The organism is Bradyrhizobium sp. MI1.7 (assembly GCF_055811795.1).
The window spans coordinates 67,465-91,890 of sequence record NZ_JBVVPO010000019.1 but is presented as its reverse complement, the minus strand read 5'-3'; the positions used below and the strand labels follow the sequence as shown (position 1 = coordinate 91,890).

Annotated in this window: 21 protein-coding genes; 8 read left to right on the top strand and 13 right to left on the bottom strand. The window is 63.2% G+C overall.

The features are described 5' to 3' along the window. Positions 1 to 22 precede the first annotated feature (22 nt). Both AC0L3X_RS19320 and AC0L3X_RS19315 read right to left on the bottom strand, forming a co-directional pair. Entirely contained in the window at positions 23 to 1,900 is a 1,878-nt protein-coding gene (locus AC0L3X_RS19320; RefSeq protein ID WP_231142830.1) for a caspase family protein, read from the bottom strand. Positions 1,901 to 2,283: 383 nt separating this feature from the next. Continuing rightward, positions 2,284 to 3,054 carry a methyltransferase family protein gene (locus AC0L3X_RS19315; protein ID WP_063981829.1) on the bottom strand — a complete coding sequence of 257 codons (771 nt, stop codon included), beginning with the start codon at positions 3,052 to 3,054 and terminating at the stop codon, positions 2,284 to 2,286. 211 nt (positions 3,055 to 3,265) lie between these two features. Here AC0L3X_RS19315 and AC0L3X_RS19310 point away from each other — a divergent pair, with 211 nt between their 5' ends. From AC0L3X_RS19310 to AC0L3X_RS19300, 3 genes are all read left to right on the top strand, one after another. Then, entirely contained in the window at positions 3,266 to 5,047 is a 1,782-nt protein-coding gene (locus AC0L3X_RS19310) for a caspase family protein (protein WP_231142828.1), read from the top strand. Between the two features lie 289 nt (positions 5,048 to 5,336). Further along, positions 5,337 to 5,897: a hypothetical protein gene (locus tag AC0L3X_RS19305; RefSeq protein WP_473316700.1), complete on the top strand. Its 561-nt coding sequence runs from the start codon at positions 5,337 to 5,339 to the stop codon at positions 5,895 to 5,897. Positions 5,898 to 6,993: 1,096 nt separating this feature from the next. Continuing rightward, entirely contained in the window at positions 6,994 to 7,776 is a 783-nt protein-coding gene (locus AC0L3X_RS19300; protein ID WP_063986186.1) for a helix-turn-helix transcriptional regulator, read from the top strand. A gap of 55 nt (positions 7,777 to 7,831) precedes the next feature. Here AC0L3X_RS19300 and AC0L3X_RS19295 read toward each other — a convergent pair whose 3' ends face one another. The 4 genes from AC0L3X_RS19295 to AC0L3X_RS19280 all read right to left on the bottom strand — a co-directional run bounded on the left by AC0L3X_RS19295 (position 7,832) and on the right by AC0L3X_RS19280 (position 13,324). Next, complete coding sequence (locus AC0L3X_RS19295) at positions 7,832 to 9,304, bottom strand: HlyD family type I secretion periplasmic adaptor subunit (protein WP_063981831.1); 1,473 nt, start codon at positions 9,302 to 9,304, stop codon at positions 7,832 to 7,834. After that, positions 9,301 to 11,037 (bottom strand): type I secretion system permease/ATPase, encoded by a 1,737-nt coding sequence (locus tag AC0L3X_RS19290; protein ID WP_063986187.1) that lies wholly within the window; start codon positions 11,035 to 11,037, stop codon positions 9,301 to 9,303. The genes AC0L3X_RS19295 and AC0L3X_RS19290 overlap by 4 nt, the downstream gene beginning before the upstream one ends. Before the next feature lie 141 nt (positions 11,038 to 11,178). Next, the gene (locus tag AC0L3X_RS19285; RefSeq protein WP_028150787.1) at positions 11,179 to 11,637 is read right to left on the bottom strand and encodes a hypothetical protein; all 459 of its coding nucleotides are present in this window, start codon (positions 11,635 to 11,637) and stop codon (positions 11,179 to 11,181) included. 250 nt (positions 11,638 to 11,887) lie between these two features. Then, complete coding sequence (locus AC0L3X_RS19280) at positions 11,888 to 13,324, bottom strand: hypothetical protein (protein ID WP_231142823.1); 1,437 nt, start codon at positions 13,322 to 13,324, stop codon at positions 11,888 to 11,890. 348 nt (positions 13,325 to 13,672) lie between these two features. Here AC0L3X_RS19280 and AC0L3X_RS19275 point away from each other — a divergent pair, with 348 nt between their 5' ends. Then, positions 13,673 to 14,698, top strand: a complete 1,026-nt coding sequence (locus AC0L3X_RS19275) for a hypothetical protein (protein ID WP_354132315.1) — start codon at positions 13,673 to 13,675, stop codon at positions 14,696 to 14,698. Here AC0L3X_RS19275 and AC0L3X_RS19270 read toward each other — a convergent pair. Genes AC0L3X_RS19270 through mdcA form a run of 7 tightly spaced genes read right to left on the bottom strand, consistent with a single transcriptional unit; the run spans position 14,638 to position 20,670 of the window. Further along, complete coding sequence (locus tag AC0L3X_RS19270; protein WP_084795019.1) at positions 14,638 to 15,558, bottom strand: acyltransferase domain-containing protein; 921 nt, start codon at positions 15,556 to 15,558, stop codon at positions 14,638 to 14,640. The genes AC0L3X_RS19275 and AC0L3X_RS19270 overlap by 61 nt on opposite strands. Further along, entirely contained in the window at positions 15,558 to 16,421 is an 864-nt protein-coding gene (gene mdcB / locus AC0L3X_RS19265; protein ID WP_063981834.1) for a triphosphoribosyl-dephospho-CoA synthase MdcB, read from the bottom strand. Before mdcB ends, AC0L3X_RS19270 begins: the two co-directional genes overlap by 1 nt. Then, on the bottom strand, positions 16,418 to 17,065 hold the full coding sequence (gene mdcG, locus AC0L3X_RS19260) for a malonate decarboxylase holo-[acyl-carrier-protein] synthase (protein WP_231142819.1): 648 nt from the start codon (positions 17,063 to 17,065) through the stop codon (positions 16,418 to 16,420). The genes mdcB and mdcG overlap by 4 nt, the downstream gene beginning before the upstream one ends. Further along, positions 17,058 to 17,798, bottom strand: a complete 741-nt coding sequence (gene mdcE, locus AC0L3X_RS19255) for a biotin-independent malonate decarboxylase subunit gamma (RefSeq protein WP_063981836.1) — start codon at positions 17,796 to 17,798, stop codon at positions 17,058 to 17,060. The genes mdcG and mdcE overlap by 8 nt, the downstream gene beginning before the upstream one ends. Then, a complete protein-coding gene (locus AC0L3X_RS19250; RefSeq protein WP_063981837.1) occupies positions 17,785 to 18,699 on the bottom strand; it encodes a biotin-independent malonate decarboxylase subunit beta in 915 nt (304 codons plus the stop codon). Before AC0L3X_RS19250 ends, mdcE begins: the two co-directional genes overlap by 14 nt. Beyond that, a complete protein-coding gene (mdcC, locus tag AC0L3X_RS19245) occupies positions 18,696 to 19,013 on the bottom strand; it encodes a malonate decarboxylase acyl carrier protein (protein ID WP_063981838.1) in 318 nt (105 codons plus the stop codon). Before mdcC ends, AC0L3X_RS19250 begins: the two co-directional genes overlap by 4 nt. A gap of 10 nt (positions 19,014 to 19,023) precedes the next feature. Then, positions 19,024 to 20,670, bottom strand: coding sequence for a malonate decarboxylase subunit alpha (mdcA, locus tag AC0L3X_RS19240; protein WP_231142817.1), 1,647 nt, complete (start codon positions 20,668 to 20,670; stop codon positions 19,024 to 19,026). 193 nt (positions 20,671 to 20,863) lie between these two features. Between mdcA and madL the strand changes: the two genes are divergently transcribed. From madL to AC0L3X_RS19220, 4 genes are all read left to right on the top strand, one after another. Then, the gene (gene madL, locus AC0L3X_RS19235) at positions 20,864 to 21,304 is read left to right on the top strand and encodes a malonate transporter subunit MadL (RefSeq protein ID WP_028149209.1); all 441 of its coding nucleotides are present in this window, start codon (positions 20,864 to 20,866) and stop codon (positions 21,302 to 21,304) included. Continuing rightward, entirely contained in the window at positions 21,301 to 22,065 is a 765-nt protein-coding gene (gene madM / locus AC0L3X_RS19230) for a malonate transporter subunit MadM (RefSeq protein WP_063981840.1), read from the top strand. Before madL ends, madM begins: the two co-directional genes overlap by 4 nt. Next, positions 22,066 to 22,752 carry a GntR family transcriptional regulator gene (locus tag AC0L3X_RS19225; protein WP_063981841.1) on the top strand — a complete coding sequence of 229 codons (687 nt, stop codon included), beginning with the start codon at positions 22,066 to 22,068 and terminating at the stop codon, positions 22,750 to 22,752. 466 nt (positions 22,753 to 23,218) lie between these two features. Next, the gene (locus AC0L3X_RS19220; protein WP_063981842.1) at positions 23,219 to 24,367 is read left to right on the top strand and encodes an ABC transporter substrate-binding protein; all 1,149 of its coding nucleotides are present in this window, start codon (positions 23,219 to 23,221) and stop codon (positions 24,365 to 24,367) included. Positions 24,368 to 24,426 lie beyond the last annotated feature (59 nt).

Here is a 24,426-nt window from a genome sequence, read left to right as displayed (position 1 = left end):
GCCGTGGCAGCCTTGCGCGTTGCTAGTTGCAGGACTCGACATTACCCACGTTGCCCCCGGGGCCGCCGCCGCCACGGTATTCGAGGTGGCAGCCACTACGGACCTGACGGCACAGAGATTGATCGCAAACGACCTGACCACCGCCGCCGCCGGACCTCGCAGTTGCTTGTCGCCGCGGAACGTCGGCTGCCGGCGCCGGCCTCTCGCGGGCCGAACGATCCGCACGTGACGGACGCTCGTCCGTGTTGCGCTTTGCGACCGGTTTCTTCCCGCGTCGCTTCTCGCATTCATTGTCGTCGTTGAGGAACGAACCCTCGGCACAGGTGATCCTGCTGCACTGGTCACCGTCGGCCTTGTAGCCATGATCACAGATCAGGGGACAGACCCGGGACGGCTTGAGCTTGATTGCGTCAAGCGCGTCGAGACTTGCGAGCTTGGCGTCGAATTTGGTTCCCGCGTGCTGGTTGAAGAGAGCCAACGAGCGCTGTGAGGCCGCATTCCATTGGCCATTGACGGCGCCGGTGAAGCAGCCGACGCGGCTCAATTCGCCTTGTACAGACTTGGCGATATCTACGGACTTGGAGAGATCGGCCTTTGCGATATCGGTCTGGCGCGGCTCGTCGCTCAGCGCGGCAAGCTTGGGCGTCTTGCTGTCCTCAGCGGGCGTAGCGGCCGCTGGGTTATCCGCGACGGTACTCTCAACAGCCGGCTTATTCCCGGAGAGTGCAGCGACGATTGTAGATTCGGACGCAATACGTTTCCGTTCCGCCTCGGCGGCTTGCTCCTGCGCCGCTTGCTTCGTCTTCTCGGCCGCAATCCGGGCCTCTTCCGCAGCCTTCAGCTCCGCGGCCGCCTTCTCCTGGTCGGCACGCTGGGCGCCCTGGGACATCAGGCGAGCTCGCTGCTGCTCGGCCTCCTGCGCTTTCGCCGTGGCCGCGACACGTGCGTCCTCGGCGTCGAGCTGATTGAGCTGCAGCTTGGCCAGATTTGAGTAGTATCCGTCCGGATGTTGGGTCAGGAACGCGTTCAGAGCAGGCTTGTTGCGGAGCTGCAAGGCCAATTCGTAATCACGTCGAATTTCCGACTGGGGGTTGGCCGCCTGTACCGGCTCCTCGGCCTTGGTAGCCGGAACAAGCGCAACGTCTTCGCCGCCGAGCGAGCCGTAGACATAGGGCTCCTGTCGGTTGCCCGTGGCTTGCAAGACATCGTCGCGGACGAAGCCGAAAGCCCTTCGCAAGTCGAGCCCCGGCTTTGCGATGTACTTCACGAGAGCCGTCGCGTACGGACTATTCTGGCTGTTGCCATCGAGTGCGGTCAGTCCCGCTTTCGCGGCAAACGCGATCAGCGTGTTGGAGACGGTGGGCTCGACCCTGGCCAGTCCGCGGCTGATCGATCGCGAGGCAACTGTACGTTTCATCGAGTCGGCAAACGGATTGTTGCGGCACGCGTCGACGATCACCACGCGTAGTTGCCTCGCAGGCTCAATCGCCAGCAGGACGCGGTCGAGCGAGAATGCTTCGTCATAGATGTCCGTGTCACGTTCGAGTCTGGCGTCGGTCGGGATCAGATAGTTTGTCCCGTCGATCTCGATACCGTGGCCAGCGTAGTACACCAGGGCTATGTCGGCATTGCGGGCCTGATCGGCGAATTCTCTCAAGGCCCGCCGCATATCGGTCGCGGCGAGGTTAAGTCTTGAGTCAACCACATCGAAACCTGCCCCCTTCAAGGTTGCGGTGATGGCCGCAGCGTCGTTGGCCGGGTTTGGGAGCAGAGGGGCGTTTTGATAGTTGGCATTGCCGACCACCAAAGCCACGCGCTTTGTCGCCCAGGCTGGCTGACAGGCCAGGAACAGCGAAGCGGCGAGAAGAAGCAAAACTCGAAGGTGCCTGTACACTCTCATGGCGAACACCCAACCTATGCCCGTAGAATGGTGACGTCGCGAAGATGGCCGCATAAGAAATGACTTTTGGAATTCGTACGCTACCGGCGGCTGCCTATCTGCATACAGTACCAAACTCGAGCCCGATCCATTCCTATGTGTTGTTGCGAAATGCGGACGCGTTCAAAAGGCATGGAAGATATTGCGCCGGGCGCTGTCCGCCGATTCATGTGGATGATAGGCGCCCGCCAGTGCTCTGCTGAGGGCGCGATCACAAAATAAGATATTGATATAAAACGGTTATTTTTCTGGGGGCTGCTCGTGGCAGCGCGGCACAAGGCCTCCGGCTTGGTTCGAACTCGAGTTCCGCTGAGCCGCACATCGAGGAGACGTGAAGAGCGGTGTCAGGCGTGCGGATCGATCGCCTTGGTCGAGAGCTCCGGTCCGGCCTGATGAGCTCGCCGCCCGAGTCTCGCGGGGATCAGACCTGCAGGGATCAGAAAAGGCGTTGCCGCGGCATAGACGTCATATTCAGGGAAGGCCAGTCTTAGAATCCGCTCTTCGTTGATCATTCGTCGGCACTGAATCATCGCAACCACGATGGCGATGAGCACGGCAAGTGGTGAAAGGACCTGAAGTGTGACACCGACCAACGCAATCCCCTCACATAGGTAGAGGGGATGCCGGACGACTCGATAAGGCCCTTCCGTCACAAGGCGCCTCGCCTCCGGTAGAATGCTGAAGGATTTGCCCAACCAGCGGAGTACCACGATAGAAAGCGAGATCCCCACCAGGATCAACGTCGTGGACAGAGCCGACCAGATCGGGCCGAGCTCTGCCTTCGGAAGAAAAGCGAGTGCGACGGTCGGAAATGCGCCCAGCAAGGCCGAGACCCGCATCTCAACGCCCTTCGACTTCATTGTCGGGACCAGCCGAGTCATGGTTGTCAGTGCAACGAGTCCGAGGAACAGGACGTTGGCAATGCTGGCTGCGATCATCAGCAAGTTGTCCACGCTGCCCAACGGAAGGCGATGGATGCTGGCGGCGCCAATGAGAGCAGACCCGCCATAGACGATCACGATGGCCACCCTGGAGGTCCAGTCCAGCCATGGATTGACGCCGCCGGCGATCCGGTTCCTGGCTGTCCCCTCCTGGCCGACCTTCGCGTCAGTCACAGCAGTGATCTCGCTCGCTCAAAATCTGCCTCACTAGACGCCAGGCCTCCGGAGAGGTCAATTGGCTGGCCACATCTCCGGGCGCGGCCACACCAACCGGTCCCATGCGGTTCCACATTCCGCGGACCTTCCGGATCGTCGAGTTGTCATTGAACCGAACCTGTCGTGGCGACACGAATGATAAAGCGCATGATTAAACAGTAGTACTGCCATGGGTTTGCACGGATTCGTGAATTTGCGCCGAATCTTGTTCCTTCTTCCTGTGCTGCTGCTCTTCTTCTGTCAGCCGGCATGGGCGGGGAATCGCGTCGCACTTGTCATTGGCAATTCTGCCTACAAAAACGCGGCGCCACTTTCGAATCCCGTCAATGACGCTGCGATTGTCGAGGCGACACTAAAGAACGCAGGTTTTGACGTTGTGCAAACCCGCCGGGATCTTCAGGCGATCGAGATGCGGCGCACGCTGCGCGATTTTGCCGATCAGGCTCGCGACGCAGATGTGGCCGTTATCTACTACGCCGGTCATGGTATGGAGATCGAAGGTACGAACTACCTGATCCCGGTCGACGCCACCCTTGAGCGCGATACGGATGTGTACGATGAGGCGTTTTCGCTCGATCGTGTCATGCTGGCCATTGAACCTGCAAGGCAGCTGCGACTTGTGATCCTCGACGCTTGCCGCAACAATCCTTTCTCCGAAAAGATGAAACGGACGGTCGGCTCGCGGTCCATCAGCCGGGGCCTTGCCCGAATTGAGCCGGCGACGGCGAATACTCTGGTTGCCTTCGCCGCCAAGGCTGGCTCGACAGCGTCGGACGGCAACAGCAAGAACAGTCCCTACGCTGCCGCATTGGTCAAATATATCGGGACTCCGGGTCTGGATTTGCGCAGGGTGTTCGGCTTCGTTCGCGATGACGTCATGAAAGCAACGGGCAATCGGCAGGAGCCCTATGTTTACGGCACGCTTGGCGGCGACGACGTGCCGCTGGTGCCCGCCAAGGAAACAGCCAAGGGGCCAACCAGGGAACCAGCCGGAGAACCAGCCAAGGAGGCCGCGAAGGAAGCTGCTCCATCGCCAACGCTGCGATCCGAAATACGGCGCGACTACGAGCTCGCGCTGCAGGTTGGCAACAAGGATGCACTGAACTTCTTCATCGTCCAGTATCCGGATGGTTACTACGCAAGTCTCGCAAAGCTTCAGCTCGCCAAAATCGATGCGGAGGAGAAGCGTGTTGCTGCGGCCGAAAAGGCGCGTCAGGCCGAGCAGGAGCAGGCGCGGCTCGTCAACGAGGGCGCACAACAGATGCAACTTGCCAAGGCGGCGTCGGATCTGAAGGCAGCGCAGGAAGCTCGGGCCGCCGCCGAGGCCGCCAAGGAAACCGCGCAGCATCAGGCTGCTCAAGCCGAACAAAGGCGTGTCGCGGCTGAAACGGCACCTGCCGCGAAGAACGCCGCACCATCAGCAACAGGGCAGCCGCAAGAGGCGAAGGCAAACACGGACACAAAAGTGGCAGCGCTCCCCAATCCACAGGCTCCCGTGCCGCCACCTTCGCCAGCTGAGCTGGCAAAATCGGTGCAAAGCGAATTGCGCCGGGTCGGCTGCCTCACGGGATCGGCCAGTGGGGAGTGGGATGCGGCGTCGCGGCGCTCGCTTGAGCTGTTCAATCAAAGCGCCGGCACCAAGTTCGATACCAAGACCGCGAGCGCCGATGCGCTCGATGCGATCAAGCTCAAGGCGGCGCGGGTTTGTCCTTTGATTTGCGGATCCGGCCTAAAGCGCGACGGCGATCGTTGTGTCAAGATTGCCTGCGCTGCGGGTTACTTTCTGAATGGCGACGATGAATGCGAGAAGCGCAAGGTCCGTCAGGCCCCGTCCGCAAGACTTGAACGAAGGGAGAGGGAGGCTGCTCCTGCAAGACCCGCAAGACCCGAGGCCAGCGCAAGCAACAAGCCGGAAGGCGGCGGAATGCCATTCATGTTCTTCCTGCCTTGAAGATTTCAGCCGATATCGTGTAGCGCCGTGTTCAAGCATGCCGTTCGAGTCTGCATCGGCCATTCTGAACGTAAGCCCGGCCCCAGTCTTTCCTTGCGGAGACTTCCGGGTCTTCGCGACACATTTTCCAGCTGGATTGGCCGACCCACGCACCAGGGGCACATGCTCGTCTGACCCGATTCACGTTCAGTCGACGAGGCGGGCGAAACGTGGCTCGTTAGTCGCCGTTGTGGCTAACAAGGGTCAAACAAACCGCTCACGATTGGAATTTCGGACTTCGGAGAAGCTGATGCCCATTCCGTTGAGGATTTACATCACGCCATTTGCCGACAGGGGGGTCGTTGAGCCCGGGCAATGGACCAGCGACACGGCCAAGAAGGCGCTCGACGTGGTCAATACGATCTGGTCAAAGGCCAAGATCGCGTTCGTGATCAGCGATTGCTTGATGGAGAAGCCGCTCGACATGGCAAAGAGCGCGCGCAGCAATGATCAGCGATTGCTGGGTGTTCTTGCCTCTCGGCACGATCCGGACAATGCCATCCACATCTACATCGTCAATTCGATTGAAAATCTATCCGCCGGCGGAAGTTCATACCCCAATAGCGAACCCGAGCCGGCAAGCTTCGTCCAGTGGTATGGCAATGACCACGCCAATGGACGCGCCTGGGCTCACGAGCTTGGCCATCTGATGAGCCTCGATCATGTCGAGATCGACTATTCCAATGAGAAGCAGGCGGCGCAACGCGTCAAGAACCTCATGACGAAAGGATTGAGCGCCGGCTCCGACTTGACTGGCCAGCAGATCGATGCAGCCAAGGGCTCAAAGCTGATCAAGCGATTTGGCGGATAAGTCGTCGGCCGACCGCCGAAGTCGCCGTCGTCCTGCAGATCGCGTGTCCGAAGCGGGGGAACGTCCTCCTCGCGTGGCGATCTCCGCCGAATTCAGAAAAACGACTACATTGTGGCAATCGGCGCGGTCATTTCGGCACGGGTCTGGAGCCCGATCTAATCCGCCCATCCAGGCATGGGCCGGACAACGGCGCGCGCTTAATGGGCGCTTAATGCTTTTGCGCAACAGATAGATCACCAGCGCGGAATTAGTCCTAGTTACGAGTGCGAGCCGAGCTCCCGGAGGAGGGGAATCGGATGGGACTGCTTTTTGTCGGAGTGCTGGCGGGAGTCCTGATCGGCTTTGGCTGGTTTGCGCCTTCCCGAGGGTACTTCCTCGGATGCGCGTCACGACCCTGTTTCGCTGTCGCCCAACCCGCGCAGCCAATGCCGACGGCGTTGGCGCAAGAGCCTGCGGCTGTCAGATCGAGTTCCGCAACGCCGGCAAGGCCCGGCAAGACATCATCTCCGAAATCTCCGAAGAAACGCGGATCGACCGACCTTGCCAAAGCGGCGTCCCCGCGGACGAGCATCAGCGTCCCGGCATCCGAACGGCCCGCGGAAATGCCGGACCCTGCTCTGGACAAGGCGAAGGTTGCGATCGCGACGCAGATGAGGGGGCCGGAAACGGTCGAACTCAGCGACGTGAAGCGCGCAATGCGAAAGAACATGTTTGGACGCCCCGTGGATACGATTTGCGGCCGCGTGAAAGGAAGAAGCGCGTCAGGCGGCGAGACTGGCGAGAGGCCGTTCCTGTATCTCGTGAAGGAGGATGAAGCATATGTCGTCGACGGCAAATCAGGGTCGGCGGCGTCAACCGCGTATCGAAACATCTGCAATTGAGGGAATGCGTCGACTGCGCCACGGCGTGGTGCGCGTCGAAATGATTTGAGCGGAAAGAATTTCCACCCAGGCGCCAGGTGACCCCGCAGTGGATTTGGCACTAGCGGCGGCACTGCGCCGCTCTCGTGATGCTGCATTCAGGTTGAATGCAGGAGCAGGGGAGACGCAATACGGAATGGGAATATCGCGGAGGTTCTTTTCATCTCGAGGACATCATGCACGACATAACCAACGCTTCAAAACGGCTCAATGAATCGCTTCACTTGCCGGTTCTGGTGATCATCGAGCCGCTCCTGTTGCCTCGTACATGCATTCTGCACGTCCTCAGGCGGGAGCTGGACGAACTTGAGATCCTTGACATGGCATCGGTCCAAGGCCTGGACTGCACGTCAGCCCGCGATGTTCGTCTGGTGATGCTGAGTATCGCGGACAAGCCCATCGGCGATCCCTCGGTTGAGGATGATCTCGCCTTCGTTGCGGAGTGTTGTCCCAACGCCGCCACTGTGGTCCTGTCAAACCACGAGGACGAGCCGACCGTGCAGGCCGCGATGCAGCGGGGCGTGCGCGGCTTTATTTCCACCTCGCTACCGATCGAGATCGCCATAGCCGGCCTGCGCCTTGTTCTCGTCGGCGGCGCCTACAGGCCGTTGCCTGTGGCCGGGATGAACAGGATACCGGATTTCGAGCCGCCGGATGCGCGCGGGCTCGCGCCCGCATATCTGATGAACGAGGGAGCCAGAGTGGCTATCGACAGGAGCGTGACCGATCTCACGCCTCGTGAGCAACAGGTTCTGGCGGAACTGGAGCTCGGCCTGCCCAACAAGCTGATCGCCGCCAAATTGGGCCTGTCGGAAAGCACGGTCAAAATGCACATTCAGCATATCATGAGGAAATGTGCCGCGCACAATCGCACGGAGGCCGTGCTCCGCTGGCGCGGCCGGTTGCCCGCGCCGAGTCGCGATCACGTCCCCGGCGTGGCTCTCATGCCGGAGACCTAATGCATGATCCGGACCCGGAAGGCGCGATGACGATTCACCCCAATCTCATCGCGCTTCAGTCCTCTCTGAATGCACCACGGAAGCTGTCGAGCAGGGGCCTGAGCGCGTAGAGAGCCACGGTGCCGCGCCCCGTCGTGATGAACACCTGAACCGGCATGCCGGGGACGATCTGGATGTCGTTCGCGACGATCTGTCCGTCGTCGATCCGGATCCTGGTCGCGTAGTATGGCTGGTCGGTACGCTTGTCGAGCAGCCGGTCTGCGGATACGTGCACGACGGTTCCCTTCAGGCGAGGCACGCGACGCTGATTGTACGGTACGAGTTGAACCTCGGCATTGAGGCCGGGATGAACCACATCGATGTCCTCGGGCCTCAGGCGCGCGGTCACGATGAGACGGTCTTGCCGGGGCACCAGGTCCATGAGCGGAGCGCCCGCTCCGATGACGCCGCCGGCCGTATGAACCCGCAGATCGGTTATCACGCCGTCCTCGGGCGCCTTGATCTCCGTTCGCGATAGCTGATCTCTGGCCGCAAGCAACCGCTCGCGGAGTTGGAATATCTGGTTCTGTGCTTCACGAAGCGACTGTGCGATCTCGTTCTGCCTCTCGCTCTCGAGCTTGAACAAGGTGGCCTGCTGTTCGCTGATGACCTGCCCGGCGCGGGCAATCTGCGCGGCGATCTCGCCGCGGCGGCCCTCAACGTCGGCCAGCTCCCGCTGCAGGTTCAGCAGCCGTGGCCGCCGTTCGAGTCCCTTGTTGACGAGGGTCGCGACCATATCCAGTTCCTCCCGAACGATGTCGACCCGTTGCCCGGTGGCGGTTTCCTGAGCCTTGAGACCTTCGATCTCCTTCTCGACTTGACGCCTTCGTTCGCGAATGACCGCAAGCTGCGACTCGTGAACCTGGAGGCGTGCCTGAAAAATGAATTGCTGCGCCGACACCGCGGCGGCCGCCACCTCGCTCTGCCTGCTGTCCTGTTCCAGCGCGTCCGGGATTGCGATCCTCTCGAATCTCTGCTGCTCGGCTTGAAGCCGTGCGGCACGAGCAGCGGCATCCCAGAATTGGCCTTGGAGGCTTTGCATCTCCGAGCCGGCCCGGGTGTCGTCCAGCTCGATCAGCGTTTGGCCGCTGCGCACGATATCGCCATCCGAAACCAGGATCTTCCTGATGATACCGCCTTCCAGATGCTGGATCGTCTTGCGGCTCGATTCCGATTCCACGACGCCGGACGCGATCGCGGCGCTCTCGAGCGGCGCGAGGCTCGCCCATGTCCCAAGCCCCAGCATGAAGCAGAGCACCAGCAGATTGCCCGCGACGGTGATACCGCGAAGCCTTCCACGCGGAGAGGTCGGCGTGGGCGTCGAGCACCATGGAAATTCCAGAGGCTCGAAATCGTCGATTGCGGTCACCACGACGCCAGATCGCCGGGCGGGCAGCGGGCTCGCCGGCGCTCGCATGAGCTGGTCCCAGACCATGGGAAGTCTCGAGACGGCGGGAAGCTTCCAGACGGTGAGAGAGTTCCAGATCATGGCGCTATCTGCGAAGTAACCTGGGGTCGGCTCAGGTGCCGTTCAAAGATGTCCTCGCTGTCGCCGAACGCGGCGACCGCACCGCCCTCCATGATGGCAATCTTGTCCGTGGCGGCGAGGAGACCCATCCTGTGGGTGACGACGACAAGGATGACGCCTGCGAGCTTCATGCGCTCGATGGCATCCAGGAGCATTCGCTCGCCCCCATAGTCGAGGCTGGCGTTGGGTTCGTCGAGAACGACGAGGCGTGGACTGCCGAAAAAGGCGCGGGCGAGACCGAGGCGCTGCCGATACCCGCGCGAGAAGGTTGCTTCGCTCTGAACCACCGTGTCGTACCCCAGCGGCAGGCCCATGATCGCCCCATGGATACCGACGAGCTTGGCCGCTTCGATGACCTTCCGCCGGTCGGCATCTTCAAGGCGTGCGATGATGTCGTTGATCGTGTCGCCGAGCAGGTTGATGTCCTGGGGGAGATATCCGAGGCGGTCGCCGCTTCGGCCCTCGCGAAGCAGCGAGACGTCGGTATTGTCGAGGAGGATACGGCCATGCGTTGGCATCGACAGCCCGGCGATCACCTGGCCGAGCAAGGACTTGCCTGATCCGGACGGACCGATGATGCCAAGGCATTCTCCGGGCATGAGGGTGAACGAGACACCGTTCAGCAGAAGATGGCTGGTCCCCGCAAGCCTCACGCCGACATTGTCGACGACGAGGCCGCTTGGCGCCTGCAGCGGAGAAACCTCCGCGCTCTGCTGCCGGGCGGCGGGGAATGCGGCGAGAAGTGCGCCGAGCCGCTGACAGGCGCTCACGGCCGTCACGAGTGATTTCCAGCCTGCGACCGCACTTTCGACCGGCGCGAGCGCCCGGCTGAACATCAGCGTGGCAGCAAAGATGATGGCCGGACTCTTCCCGTGATCGAGGACAAGCCATGCGGCAGCCCCCATGATCAAGACCTGCGACAGCGCGCGAACCGGCTTGGTGGCCAGCGAGACGATCTCGCCTCGCCGGAGTGCCACATCGTGCTCTCTGCGGGCGTGCTGCGCGTCACGGTGGATCATGCGCGCAGCGCTATCGAACATTCCCATGGCGCGGATCATGTGGATGTTGCTCGCTGCAGTCTGGAGGCGGCCGCAGCTTCTGGACAGCGCGGCGCCGGATCTGAGCAGAACGTCTTCGGTGACCAGCTCTCCGGCAACCGTGAGCGCGAACAGGAAGGCGACGCAACAGGCGCCCACCACGCCGAGCAGGGGATGGATCAGAAAGAGGACAAGGAGGAACAGGGGCGCCCAGAGCGCGTCGAACAGCATCGGACATGCGCCGGACTCGACGAACTGGCGCAGCACGGTGAGATCCCGATACGCGCCCGACGCTTGCGTCCAATCGCTGCGAAGCGCCGATTCGAGGCCGGCCGAAAGTACGCAAGGACGAAGGCGATCGTCGAGCCAGGCGCCAAGGCGTCCCAGGACGGCGCGCCGCAATGCATCGAACACGCCGCCGACGACCACAGTGATCGCGACAATGAGCGTGAGCAGGAGCAAGGTGTCGCCACTCCGGCTCGACAACACCCGGTCGTAGATCTGAAGAAGATAGATGGAGGGCGCAAACAGGAGCAGGTTGTAGCTGCAGCTATACGCGAATACGAGACCGAGCGGTCCCGCGCAGGACCGGAGTGCCGCGTGCAGTGGCGTCCCGATCTGCGGCAGGATAGGCAACCGAATGGGCGGCATCAGCATGATCGTCACCGCCTGAAATCGAGGTCCGGCGCGCTTGACCGATGGCCAACGCAATCCGGCAACGGCATCGGTAGATCATTGGCGTGAAATCCAGGACCGGCGGCCGCGGCCGCCGGTCCTGCCAGTCGGACGAGCGGCTGGTTAGAGCGTATCGAGATGGAAGGTCACTCCGCCACCCCATGCGAAGTTGCCGTCTCCGCCATCGCCGCCGATGCCGGCCACAACTTCCTGGTGCTGGTCCACCATGACCTTGTTGATCTGGGTGGCATCCGTATTGGCGTAGACCTTGGAGGTATCGTAGCCGCTGTAGGATTTTTGGCTTCCATTCGACTCGGCGTCTCCGCCATGGGCCTTCGAAAAATACGAGGCCTTGGCGTTTGCGCCGCCGGCATCCCAATCCGCCGTCTGTTTGACGTGATCGCCGGTGTTCACGTGCACGTCGGCACCTTCCGCCTTGTTGGTCGGATCGTAGTTGACAGTCGGCTTGCTGATGATGGCTCCCTTGAAAGTACCGTCGCCGCCATTTCCGGCACTTTGACCACCGGTGTCGATCGATTTGACTTTGATCGTATCCGAGATGTTGATTGCCTTTGGCATCATTTGAGGCCTCCGTCGGTTTGTTGGCTGTCGTGCAACATCCATCCCGATCAGGCGGACGCGCGCGGCAAGTCTGGTCCGCCCACGCGCGATGGCGATAGATGTCAAATCGGACACCATCCGGTTTGGTGGGCCTACGTACGAAAGTACGACATTTCGTCAGGAGAGGCGCCTCTGCGCGGGCTTTGCATGCGAAGAGTGGCGACGGCGCGTGCCGCGATGCGATCGGCTATGCGAGCGATGCGACGTTTCGTTATGCCACCAGGTGAATATCCGACAAGAGATGCGCGGCATCGCCACCCAGTGCGAGATTGCCGTGGCCGCCGTCCCCGCCAACGCCGGCGATCTGGACCGCACTCTGGTCGATGTGCACGTTGTTGACCTGATCGGCTACGGCCGTCGAATGGGGACCTGCGATTGCGATGTTGATGGGTGCATAGATCGCCACGCTGACGTCGATCAGACTGCCGGCAAAATAGCCGTTGCCGCCATTGCCTGCGCTGTTCGAACCGGTCGCGATCGTATCGGAGCCGCCCCACAGATTATGGGAGAGAAGGCTTGCATGGCCACCCGCTGCGGCGTTGTCGTTGCCGCCGTGCCCGCCAATGCCAGCGATCTGAACCGCGGATTGATCCACGGAGACATCACTTATCTGGACCGCGTAAGTGCTGGAGCCATAGCCCGCGATTGCGATGTTGATCGGGTTGTACATTACAAACGAGGTATGGACGAGTTCACCGTGGAACACGCCGTCACCGCCATTGCCGGCCTGGCTTCCGCCCGTTTGAACGCCAAAGACGCCGCCTCCGTTGCTTGATCCCCAGCTGGGGTCGAGCGTCATGACGCTGCCGCCGGCGGCCAAATTGCCATTTCCGCCACTTCCGCCGACGCCCGCGATCTGAGTGGCCGATTGATCGATATCCACCGTGTTCGATTGACTTGCATGCGCAGTGCCGCCCGAGGCCGCCACCGCAATATTGATCGGATGATAGATCACCACGGGAGCGTCCACGATCGCACCCGAGAAATAGCCGCTGCCGCCGTTTCCGGCGCCGTTGTCACCGCTCGCGATCACGCCGGCGCCTAAGGACGTACTGACGCTGCCTCCCGATGCAATGTTGTCATTGCCGCCATGGCCGCCGACGCCGGCCATCTGAAAAGCGGACTGATCGACATTCAAATTGTTGGACTGGTTGGCCAGGGCGACCGAGCCGTATCCCAAGCTCACCGAGATGTTGATCGGTTGATAGATCAACAGGGACGCGTGAATGATGCTTCCGTAGAAGTAGCCATCTCCGCCGTTTCCGGCCGTGTTGGCTCCGCTCTCGACCGCAGCAATGCCCATCCCGGGATGTGATGCGCCGGAAGCGGGCGTGGTGGACGAAGCATCCAGGCCCGCCGCAGCGTGGTTGCCGACGTGGCCGCCCGTGTCGCCCACCGACGTGGGATGTTTGGATTGAATCGGGTCGGAGTCATGATGCTGGGTGTTCGCGCTCGCGGGGTGCGCTCCAGAATCTGCAAATTGACCTGCAAACGGGCGGGGACCATGGACCAGGGCGCCACCGCCAACCGCGTCAGTCAGGAACGGTGCGCTCGGTGCCGGACCCGCTTCGTCGTCACCATCGTACCCATCGTGGCGATGGGAGGCGTGATGCAGCCGGATTCCATCCGACATCCGCGAAAAATCCATCGTAGCCTCCCTCATCGCAATCGCTCCGCGCGATCGGACGGGTTCTGCACTCCGGACAGACTGTCATCCCGGGAAGGTCGAATGCCCAGTCGTCAGTTCGGATATAGCGCTTCGTCTGGCACCCGTAACATCGGCTACATCCGTTCGGGTAAACAGCCTTTGCAACTTTGCGTGGGCCGATGCTTGAAAGTGCGACCTTGAGGGGATGGCGAAAATGGACAATCGAGCTGACGGCCAGATCGCCTGCGGCCAAAATGAATCCACGGCGTTGCCGGATTTAAGTCGCATTGCGACCTAGGTCACGGCCAACGCTCCCGTCCGGGCAGGGGCGCAACACCGGGGTTTTCCATGTCCGGTCATTTGCGAGTTTATTGCGCCGCTTTTACGCTTATTGCAGGTCTCTCGACATCATCCGCGTTTTCGACGCCTCTTTCCGAACTCTTCAATGCCGGTCCCGCCACAGCCCCTGCGCCCGCTTCCGCGGAAGCAGAGTGCTTGACGCGGCCCGGCAAGTCGACCGCCGATGGCCAGCACTGGGTCTATCGGGTGGAAGGCCAGCGCAGATGCTGGTTCCAGATCGCCGAAGGAACTGAGAGGGCGAAGAAGCTGGTTCAGCAACGCGCCACCAAACATCGTGTCGCCGCGGCCGAAGAGAACCAGACCGCGGCGCGCAAGCGGAAGACGGTGGTGGATGCGCGCGCGGAGCTGCCGCGCTCCGCACCTGCGGATACGTCCCGGCCGAGCCCGTCCGTGCCCGCGCAGGTGGTTGATGCCAGTCCCGTCCTCGCCACCGGGATCGCAACCCGCGCGTCGCCGGCCCCCCTTTCCAAACGCGACCGGCTCACGGCCGACGAGATCACGCCGCGCCAGGTCGACGTGGAGGCACTCCTTGCTGAGGCGCCAGCCGCCAGTGACGTGGTTGCCGCCTCGGCGGCGCCGCTCGCCTTTTCCGCCGCAGAGGCGGGCGATGACGGACGGGTTTGGACCTGGCTTGGCATGCTGCTGATGGCTTTGGGGCTTGTCTCCGTCTTGAGCGCGAGTCTAACCATTCGGTGGGCCGCGCTGCTGCCCCAGCTATTATTCGCTTGCCAGCGGCGAGTTGACGCCAGCAGGCAGAATGGGCCTCGAGCTCCCTGGCGGCGCGGCTCCCTGGTTTGGGTCCAACAGGGCTTATGGGGCAATGCCTGGCGTCGCTCAACACCACAGCTTTCAGCACCGATCGCGGTGAGTATCTGGAGGCTTCTCTTGTCGAGGGCGAGTTCTCTCGAGAAATTTCATGCGTTCGCTCAATCGCGAGCCGCCGGGCGCCCTGCCTATTCGGAAACAACCCAATTTCGCAGACCATCGATCGTGCGAAATCCGTCGGCGGCGTAGCAGCGGATCGATGGATGGAAGCCTTGCGTCATCTCGGCAAGCGCGTGTCCTGGACCGAGGTCCAGGACTTGATCGACCCCGAGCTCTACGAGAGCCTCCAGCGTCGCCGCCCAGTCGATCGGGCGCGCGATCTGGCATGCGAGCTTTGCTGTCGCATCGGTCACGGAGAAGATGCGCTCGCCGCCATCCCCTGCGAGGAGGGTTCGTTGGTCTGCGACAGGAGCGCGTCTGCTGGTCGCAAGCGCTTGCTGCAAGGGCGTGCAGGCCGGTTCGAGACGCGTCGTATGCGAGGCGATTTTGACGGCGAGAAGACCGGCGCGGGCGGCGCCCTGTGTCGTCGCCTCCTGACAGAGGGCGATGACATCGCACTCCGCGCCTCCAACCACGACAAGAAGGCCGGGATTCCTGATTGCGATCTCGCAGCGGTGCGTCTCGAGCAGGTGTTCGAGCGTGGCTCGTTCGAGCCCGCGGACATAGCCGAGCCGCCCATCCGGCCCCGCCACGCCGTCCATCAATCGGGCGCGGATATCGGTCAGTCGCAACGCTTCGGCGGCGGTCCATATTCCCGCAACGCTCCAGGCCGCCATCTCGCCGACGCTGTAGCCCGTGACAGCGGTGCCCTCAGTCAGCAAGTCCGCGATACAGGCGTGGATCGCGAGCGCCGATGTGACGGTTAGGATCTGGCTGGCATGGTTGGCGGACAGCTCGTCCGCGCGGCGCGTCCTGATGAACTTCCGCGGATCTTCGCCGAGACAAGCGGTCGCAGCGGCGAAGACCGATTCCGCAGCAGGCCGATCGGCGACAAGATCGAAGATATTGTCCGACAGGGTGCCTTGTCCGCCGCAGAGCAGTGCAAGCATCAGGGGGCCAGCCGATCGACGAAGAGAGCGTCCACAAACAGAGCCATGGCGAGCAGATCTGCCGATCCGCCCGGACTGAGATTGCGCGCGACGAACGCCTGGTGAATGCCGTCGGCGTGCTTGCGCCAGCCTGGGCAACCGATTCCGCCTGCGGCAAGGAATGCGGATGCGCTAGCCTGCGCGAAGCGCAATCCGTCAACTCCGCCCCTGTGCAACAGATTGGTGTCGGCAACATCTGCGATCAGCGCCATGCAGGTCTGAACCCGGACCGCCTCCTCATCCCGAGGCGCGAGCGTCCGCGCCGCATGCAGCGCGGGAAGGGCGATGTCATAGACGGAGGGGAAGCCACAAGCCGCTTCCGCCCTGGCGCCGCCGGCGCCGTAGCGACGTGACGCCACGGCGCCGTGGCTACGCAGGGATATCGGGCCTGCGTAGATGGCGTCGCCCCAACGTTGCGACACCAATTCGCCGAGCGGCTTGCGAATGCCGAGAGCGCCGCGATACCCGGCCGCGGCGCAGAGCAGACCCAGTCCGAAGATCGCGCCGCGATGCGTGTTCACACCTGAGGTCGCCGCCAACATCGCGCGCTCCGCCGCAACCCCGATCGCGCGCAACCGGTCCATGCCGGCGCCCTCGGCGCCCGCGGCTGCGAGGTCGTGGAAGAACGGAGCCAGCGTGTCGGCACTTCGGCACAGGAGCCCGGCGTCCATATCGCGATGCGCGCCGTTGTCGACGTGGCTGACGAGCCCCGGCTTCGGATAGGTCTCGACTTCGAGCTTCAGGCACAGTGATGCGAGATGACCGAGCTGCTCCGCGCGGAGCGCGCGTTGCGGCGGCGCTTGCCATCTCAGCGCGACATTCATGACGCGCCACCCGCGAGAAACGCCGCACGCATGGTGACATGAACGCCGGCCGCGCCCTTGACGAGGACTTCGTCCTCGTCAGCGCCGGTCAGCTCGCGCCATTGCACGCCGCCGGCGTGATAGACGATCTCGCCGTCGAGCCGCATCGGCGCCGTCTCTGCGATCCGCGCGATGTCGGACGGCAGGGTGTTCGCGTGCCTCGCCGACGACAGCGGCCAGAGCAGGTCGAGGTCCGATCCATCGGACAGATAGGGCAGGCCGGTGAGATGCTGCCAGGCCAGACTGCCGAATGTGCGTGTCTCCGGCAGAAGGCGGACGAGCAGGTCGATGGTCTGGCGCCACGACGCCGGCGCCGATGTTGCCGCATCCGCCAGCAATGGCGGCGGAGCATGCGTGATGAGTTCGCCGGGGGCGAGCGCGACGGCGATACGCCGCTTGCCGTGGCTCGGCGGCAGCGGCAGGCCAAGCGGAATCATGCCTGCGAGATCGTTGCAGGCCGGCCTGCGAACCACGAGCGGGCGGCCGGCGCGCGCCCAGCCCTCGATGATCGGCTCGCTGGCAAGCGCGGGATTTCGGCTCATCGCGGCCGCCCATCCGGTGGCCGAGGCCGTCACCATCGTATGGCGCTGGAGGGCTTCAGCCATGTGGCGCCCCCTGATGCGCGGCTGCCGCGAGCGTGACAACCCGATCGGCGATCTCGGCCGCCTTCCGCCGGCCGCCACGCTCGGCGCCGAGCCGGGCGCGATCGTCCTGTCCCTGCGGCCGTTGCAGCACGGCGGCAAGCTGCGGCGCCAAAGGTGTATTTTCATCCCAGACTGCGTGAATGCCGCCGGTCTGCACCATGTTGTCGAGGCCGGGCGCGAACACCGGCGTCGCTTCCGCCTTGGCCTTCAGCACATCGATCGGCAGCTTGGTGACCCGCGCCATCGACGGCAGATCCATCACGGCGGGATGCGCACCGGGCAGCGCCACCAGCGTAGCCGTGGCGAGCGCGGTGGCGATGAACGCGCCCGCCGCGCTACCGCCATAGAGCAGTCCGACGGTGCGATGTCCTTCGGCTTCGGCCAGCAGCAGGGTCTTGGCGAGATGCGACAGATACTCGCTGAGGCCGAGCAACTCGTCGCGCTTGCTCATGCGCTGGCTGGCGGAATCCACCAGGACCAGGATCGGCGCGCGATCGCCGGATTTGACGATCTCGATCACGCGCCCTGCGAGCACGATCGCCTCGTCGACGCCGAGCGGCTGACCCTGCGTGATGCCGAGCACGTGGACGCGACCTCCATCGGGCAGGATCGCCTGTCCCGCGATCATCGCGCCCGTGGTTGCGATCTTGCTGCCGTTCGGAAAGAGACTGGCCAGGATGTCATCGAGCGTCATCGGCGTTCTCCCTGTTGTCTGCCGCGCGAAGAAATGCGGCTGTGGGAAGCGCGGGAATCTCCGTCGGCTGGTCGATGCTAAGCGTCTGCCATATCTCGATGGCGTCGTCGGCCTCGCCGAAACGCTGCAATCGCCGCTCGAGGCGCGTCTGCTCGGCTTCGAGCACCGCCACGTCGCATCGCCTGTTGGCTTTGAGCGCGTCGACCGCCGCCTGACGAAACGCCTGCGCCTCGTCGTCGACGAACGCATCAGCGCCGCCGATGAGGTAGCGATGCTTGCCACCCATCGTGCGCCACACCAGCGCGCGATCGCGCGAGTCGAATTCCTCGATACCCTTGTTGGTCTCGATCACTTCGGGGCCGCTGACGCTGATCCGCCCCTGTTCGGATACGATCAGGTGCGAACAGGTGCCGGCGATCAGGCTGCCGCCGCCATAACAGCCGGCACGGCCGCCGATCAGGCCGACGACGTGGATGCCGGCGCGCCGTGCCTCGATGATCGCGCGCATGATCTCGGCGATGGCGAGCTCGCCCGCATTGGCTTCCTGAAGCCGCACGCCGCCGGTGTCGAACAGGATCAGTACGTCTTGATGAAGCGCACGCGCGGCGCGCAAGAGGCCCGTGAGCTTGGCGCCATGGACCTCGCCGAAGGCACCGCCCATGAAGCGTCCCTCCTGCGCCGCGACGAGCACGGGCGCGCCGTCCAGGCGGCCGCGCCCGACGACGATGCCGTCGTCGAACTGTTCCGGCAGGTCGAAGATTGCCAGATGCGGGCTCATCTCGCGCAGCTCGGGGCCGATGAATTCCTGGAAGCTGCCGGCGTCGACGAGCGCGTCGATGCGCTGGCGGGCGCTGGCCTCGTACCAGCTCAGCGAAACATTGTCGGCTGTGGCCGCTGTCATTGTTCGGGCTCCTCGATCTTGCGGACGCCTTGCGCAAGGCGCAGCGCGACTGTGTCGGGCCTCGCGCCGCCGTCATTGATGGAAATGCGTAAGCCTCCGGCAGAGCGGCGGGCGACGAAGTCGCGGACCACAGCGTCCCAGACCGTGCCGAAGCCATGGGCTGCGGTTGCGATGTCGATCGTGCACATGTCGGCCGGCGAGACGCGTTCCAGCAGGACCTCGAGATTGCCGGAGGCGACGACGCCGACGATCGCCTGGGGGCGGGTGCCGCCGGCGCATCTCGGGGCAGTCAGTCTGAAGCTGAGCTTTTCCATGCAAAACTCCTCACCAATTGCGGAAGCGGCTGGGCGGGCGGTAGAGACCGCCGGAGGCCAGCATGAGGTCCTTGATCGAGCGGGCCGCCAGCAGGCGCCGGTCGGCGTCGAGCGGATCGATGCCGAGATCCTCGGGGCGCCGGATCACGCCGCGCTGCCTGAGCTGTTCGACCAGCTTCGCATCACGCGCGCGTCCGATGTCGGTGTAGCCGGCAACGCCGCGGATCGCCTGCTCGCGCTCGTCCTTGCTACGGCACATCAAGAGGTTGGCGATGCCTTCCTCGGTGACGATGTGGGTGACGTCGTCCGAGTAGACCATGACCGGCGCGAGATCGAGCTTGAGCTCGCGTGCCAGGTCGAGCGCATCGAGCCGCTCGACGAACAGCGGCGCATTGCGCTGACCGAAGGTCTCGCCGATCTGCACCACCAGCTTGCGGCCGCGGCGCAGCGCCGCGTTGGAGTCGGGATCGGCTTCGGCGCCGGCCTTGAGCCAGGGTTCGCTCGGGTGGCGCCGGCCGCGCGGATCGGAGCCCATATTGGGCGCGCCGCCGAAGCCGGCGATGCGGCTGGTCGTCACCGTCGAGCTGTGGCCCTCGAGGTCGATCTGGAGCGTCGATCCGATGAACATGTCGCAGGCATAGAGGCCCGCTGTCTGGCAGAAGGCGCGGTTCGATCGCAGCGAGCCGTCGGGCCCGGTGAAGAAGACGTCGGAACGCGCCGCGACGTAATCCTCCATGCCGACTTCCGAGCCGAAACAGTGGATCTGGTCGACCCAGCCGGATTCGATCGCCGGAATGATCGTGGGATGCGGGTTGAGCGCGAAATGGGTGCAGATCTTGCCCTTGAGGCCGAGCCTCTCGCCATAAGTCGGCAACAGCAGCTCGATCGCGGCGGTGTTGAAGCCGATGCCATGGTTGAGCCGGCGCACGCCGTAGGGCGCGTAGATGCCCTTGATCGCGAGCATTGCGGTCAGGATCTGGGTCTCGGTGATCGCGGCCGGGTCGCGGGTGAAGAGCGGCTCGACATAGAACGGTCTGCCGGCCTCGACCACGAAATGCACGAGGTCGCCGGGAATATCGACGCGCGGCACCTTGTCGACGATTTCGGTGACCTGCGCCACGACGAGACCGTTCTTGTAGCTCGTCGCCTCGACCACCGTCGGCGTGTCTTCGGTGTTCGGCCCCGTATAGAGATTGCCGTCCTTGTCGGCGCTCACCGCCGCGATGAGTGCGACGTTCGGCGTGAGATCGATGAAATACCGGGCGAACAGCTCGAGGTATGTGTGCACGGCCCCGAGCTCGATCTTGCGGCCGAACAGCATGCGCGCGATGCGGGCCGATTGCGGGCCCGAATAGGAGAAGTCGAGGCGCCGCGCGATTCCCTTGTCGAAGATGTCGAGGTGTGCGGGCAGGACCACCCCCGACTGCACCATGTGCAGGTCATGGACATCCTGGGGGTCGAGGTTCGCGAGCGCCGAGGCGAGGATGTCGGCCTGCTTCTGATTATCGCCCTCCAGGCACACCCGGTCCCCTGACCGGATCACCGCCTTCAGAAATGCCGGCAGGTTCGCGATGGGCACCATCTTGCCCTTCGCGTGCTGGCCGCCGGCCGCCAGGCGCTCCGCCAGGGCGGCCTTTTGCATACCCCAATCGCTCATTTCGGCTCCTTGGCATGCGGGGTTGGCTTTCGATTGGCCTAATGTATGCGTATTGCCTCCTTTTATCAATTAGTGTATGCACAAATCCATAAGCGATGGATACTCGCATACACAGGAGGGAATTTACGATGAGAATGCATGCAGGTAGTCCAAGTCCTGGGGATCGTGCCTTGCTCGCCGAGGGGAGGCGCCCGTGACCATTTCCGGCGTAGCGCTGCTCGCGATCTGCACCCTCTTAGGGGGCCTGTTGGGGGACCTGCTCGGCGTCGCCCTCGGTGTGAAGGCCAATGTTGGCGGCGTGGGCATCGCCATGATGTTCTTGATCGCGGCCCGGCTCTGGCTGGTGCGGCACGGCATACTCAGCCACGGGCTCAAGACCGGCGTCGAGTTCTGGGGCAGCTTCTACATTCCGATCGTGGTCGCCATGGCCGCGCAGCAGAATGTGGTCGCCGCGGCAAAAGGCGGTCCGATTGTCGTCATTGCGGGGATCGGCGCGGTCGCGGTGTGTTTCGCGATGGTGGCCCTGATCGGCCGGTTCAGCGGTCGTGTCGAGACCATGGACGAGATCGAGGCGCGAGAGGCCGAGGCGCTCGCTGCACCTGTGCCCCACTTCAAGTCCGGGAGGATCGGATGATCATGATGTCTCACATTCTCGCCGCCAATGCGCTGATCACTGCGTTCGCGGTCGTCGGAATCCTGATGTGGATCTCCGGAGCGATCTCGAAATATCTCACCTTCGGGCGCATTCACGCCTCGGCGATCGCGATCATGCTGGGCCTTGCGCTAGCCTTTTGGGGAGGCATCTCCACCGGCGGCGAGAAGGGCGTGGCCGACCTGCCGGCCCTGGCCGGGATCGGCCTGATGGGTGGAGCGATGCTGCGCGATTTCGCCATCGTCGCCACCGCCTTCGAGGTCGATGTCGTCCATGCGCGCAAGGCCGGGGTGATCGGTGCGGTCGCACTCGGACTGGGAACGGTGGTGCCGTTCATTCTCGGCGTGTTCGTCGCCGCGGCGTTTGGCTACACTGACGCGGAATCGCTGACGACGATCGGCGCCGGTGCGGTCACCTACATCGTGGGCCCGGTCACGGGTGCGGCGATCGGCGCATCCTCACCGGTTATTGCGCTCTCGATCGCGACCGGTGTATTCAAGGCAGTGATCGTCATGATCGGCACGCCCTTTGTGGCAAAGATGATCGGCCTGAACAATCCGCGTAGCGCGATGGTGTTTGGCGGCTTGATGGGAACGGTCAGCGGCGTGTCTGGAGGGTTGGCGGCGACGGACCGGCGTCTGGTGCCCTATGGTGCGCTGACGGCGACATTCCACACCGGGCTCGGATGCCTGGTCGCGCCCTCGATCCTTTACTTCGCGGTGCGCGCGATCACGGGAGGCTGAATGGCAGAAATATTGAAGGTCGCAGTCGACGCGGAGGACTATGGCGGGCTGCTCTCCGATCGCATCCGGAATGCGCTCACGGACGAGATTGCCTCAGGTGCGCTCGTCGCCGGTTCGGCCCTGGAAGAGCAGCAGCTTGCCGATCGTTTTGGAGCTTCCCGCACGCCGGTGCGGGAGGCGCTTCGCCAGCTCGTGGTCAGCGGCCTCGTCGAGGTGCGCGGCCGCCGCGGCCTCGTCGTTGCGCGGATGACGCCGGAGCGCATCATGGACATGTTCGAGACCAGCGCCGAGGTGGAAGCCATGTGCGTCAGGCTCGCGACCTACCGCATGACCCCGCTCGAGCGGAGCCATCTGATCGAACTCCATGACGCCTCGTTGAAGATGGTCGAGGCCAACGATGTCGATGCCTATGACACGTTCAACCGCGAATTCCACGAATGCATCTATCGCGCAACGCACAACTCGTTTCTCGCCGAGCAGGCGCAGGACGTGCGTTCGCGGCTCAGCGCCTTCCGCCGCACCCAATTGCGGCAGGGCGATCGCATTCGCAAGTCCCGCGACGAGCATGACGCCATCATGCAGGCGATCGCGGAAGGTGACGGAGAGACTGCCGCGCGCCGAATGCGTGCGCACATGCTGAATGCCGCGTCCGCACTCAGGCGCTACATCGATGATCGCCTCGGCTGAGTAGCCCGATCGCACGATCGGGCCGATAGCATGACCGCATCCGGCGGCCGCAGGCATGGACCATTGGTAAGGTCGCGTGCCCATTCTGCCTGATCGAGGCGCGCCGCGCTCGCATCGCGCCGAGCGGCTTGAGCGCGGCGTCAAATATTTCTACATCCACTCAGATCCGTTCCTGCGTGCCGGTTTGACAGGTATCAGGAAGCTGTTAGGCCAATAGTCCGAAGCAAAACATACGCAACGAACCGTACTCCTGCGGCTTGGGCCGGCGCCTGGCTTGAGACGCTGGTCCTTGTCCCTAGGCATAGGGACAGACACGGCCCTGCGATCCGCCTAGGGTCGCTCGCCTGGTTGCTCGTAACCCCGGGACAGGGCTTGAACATCGGACGATCTCCTCCGGGTCCTTGATGCTGCCCCGCGGGGTCCGATGCAACCGGCCGAAGCACTGGGGCGGACAGGGAGGAGCTGCATGACGATCGGTTTCACGCGCGTTTGTCTTGTTGTGGCCTGCGTACTTTATGGATACGCGGCGCATGCGGAAATTAAAGTCGGAATTGTGATTTCGGCCACCGGCCCGGGATCTGCGTTGGGGCAACCCCAGCTCAAGACTGTCGCAGCTCTGCCAAAAGAGATCGGCGGAGAGAAGGTGACCTACATCATCTTGGACGACGAGTCTGACTCCACCAAAGGGATCCAGAACGCGCGCCGGCTCGTGATCCAGGACAAGGTCGACGTGCTGGTCGGGTCTTCTCTGACGCCGGTGACCATGCCGATGCTCGACGTCGCGCTGGAGTCGAAGACGCCGTTGCTATCGCTTGCGGCCGCCACCGCCATCGTTCAGCCGCTGGACGACAAACGGGCCTGGGCCTTCAAGGTCGTCCCCAACGATGACCTGATGGCGAGCGCTATTCTCAAATACATCGCGAAATCCGGCGCGAAGACGCTTGGCTTTATCGGTGTTTCGGATGGGTATGGCGAAGGTTACTATAAAGAGGTGAGCCGCCTTGCGCCAACCTTGGGCCTGACGGTGACGACGCATGAAGTCTACGCGCGTGCGGACACCAGCGTCACCGGCCAGGCGTTGAAGGTGATGTCGACGAATCCTGACGCCGTCTTCATTGCTTCCGCAGGCACCCCGGCGGTCCTGCCGCAACAGGCGCTCCGTGAGCGCGGATACACCGGAAAGATCTTTCAGACGCATGGCGTAGCCAGCGAGGAGTTCATCAAGCTCGGAGGCGCGACCGTCGAAGGCGCTATTTTTGCCGGCGAGGCCTTTACCATTGCGGCCGATCTTCCGGCGGGAGATCCGTTCCGTCACGCGACGGAGCAGTTCGTGACCGCCTATGAGGCGGTGAACGGTCAGAAACCCAATATGTTCGCGGCTCACCTCTGGGATGTCGTCGCACTGATCGGGAAAGCTGCTCCGAACGCGCTGAAGACGACGAAGCCGGGCACGCCCGAGTTTCGTGCAGCTCTGCGGGACGAACTCGAGCGCGGGGAGAACATCTATCTCAACAACGGGCTGTCGAACATGAGCAAGACCGACCACAACGGCTATGATGAACGCTCAGCCTTTTTGATCAAGGTCGAGGGTGGGAAGTTCCGCTTGGCGAAATAGCAGCGCGCCATCCTCGGGAAGACGCGATGTTGAAGCCGAGCTTCTCATCGATGATCTCG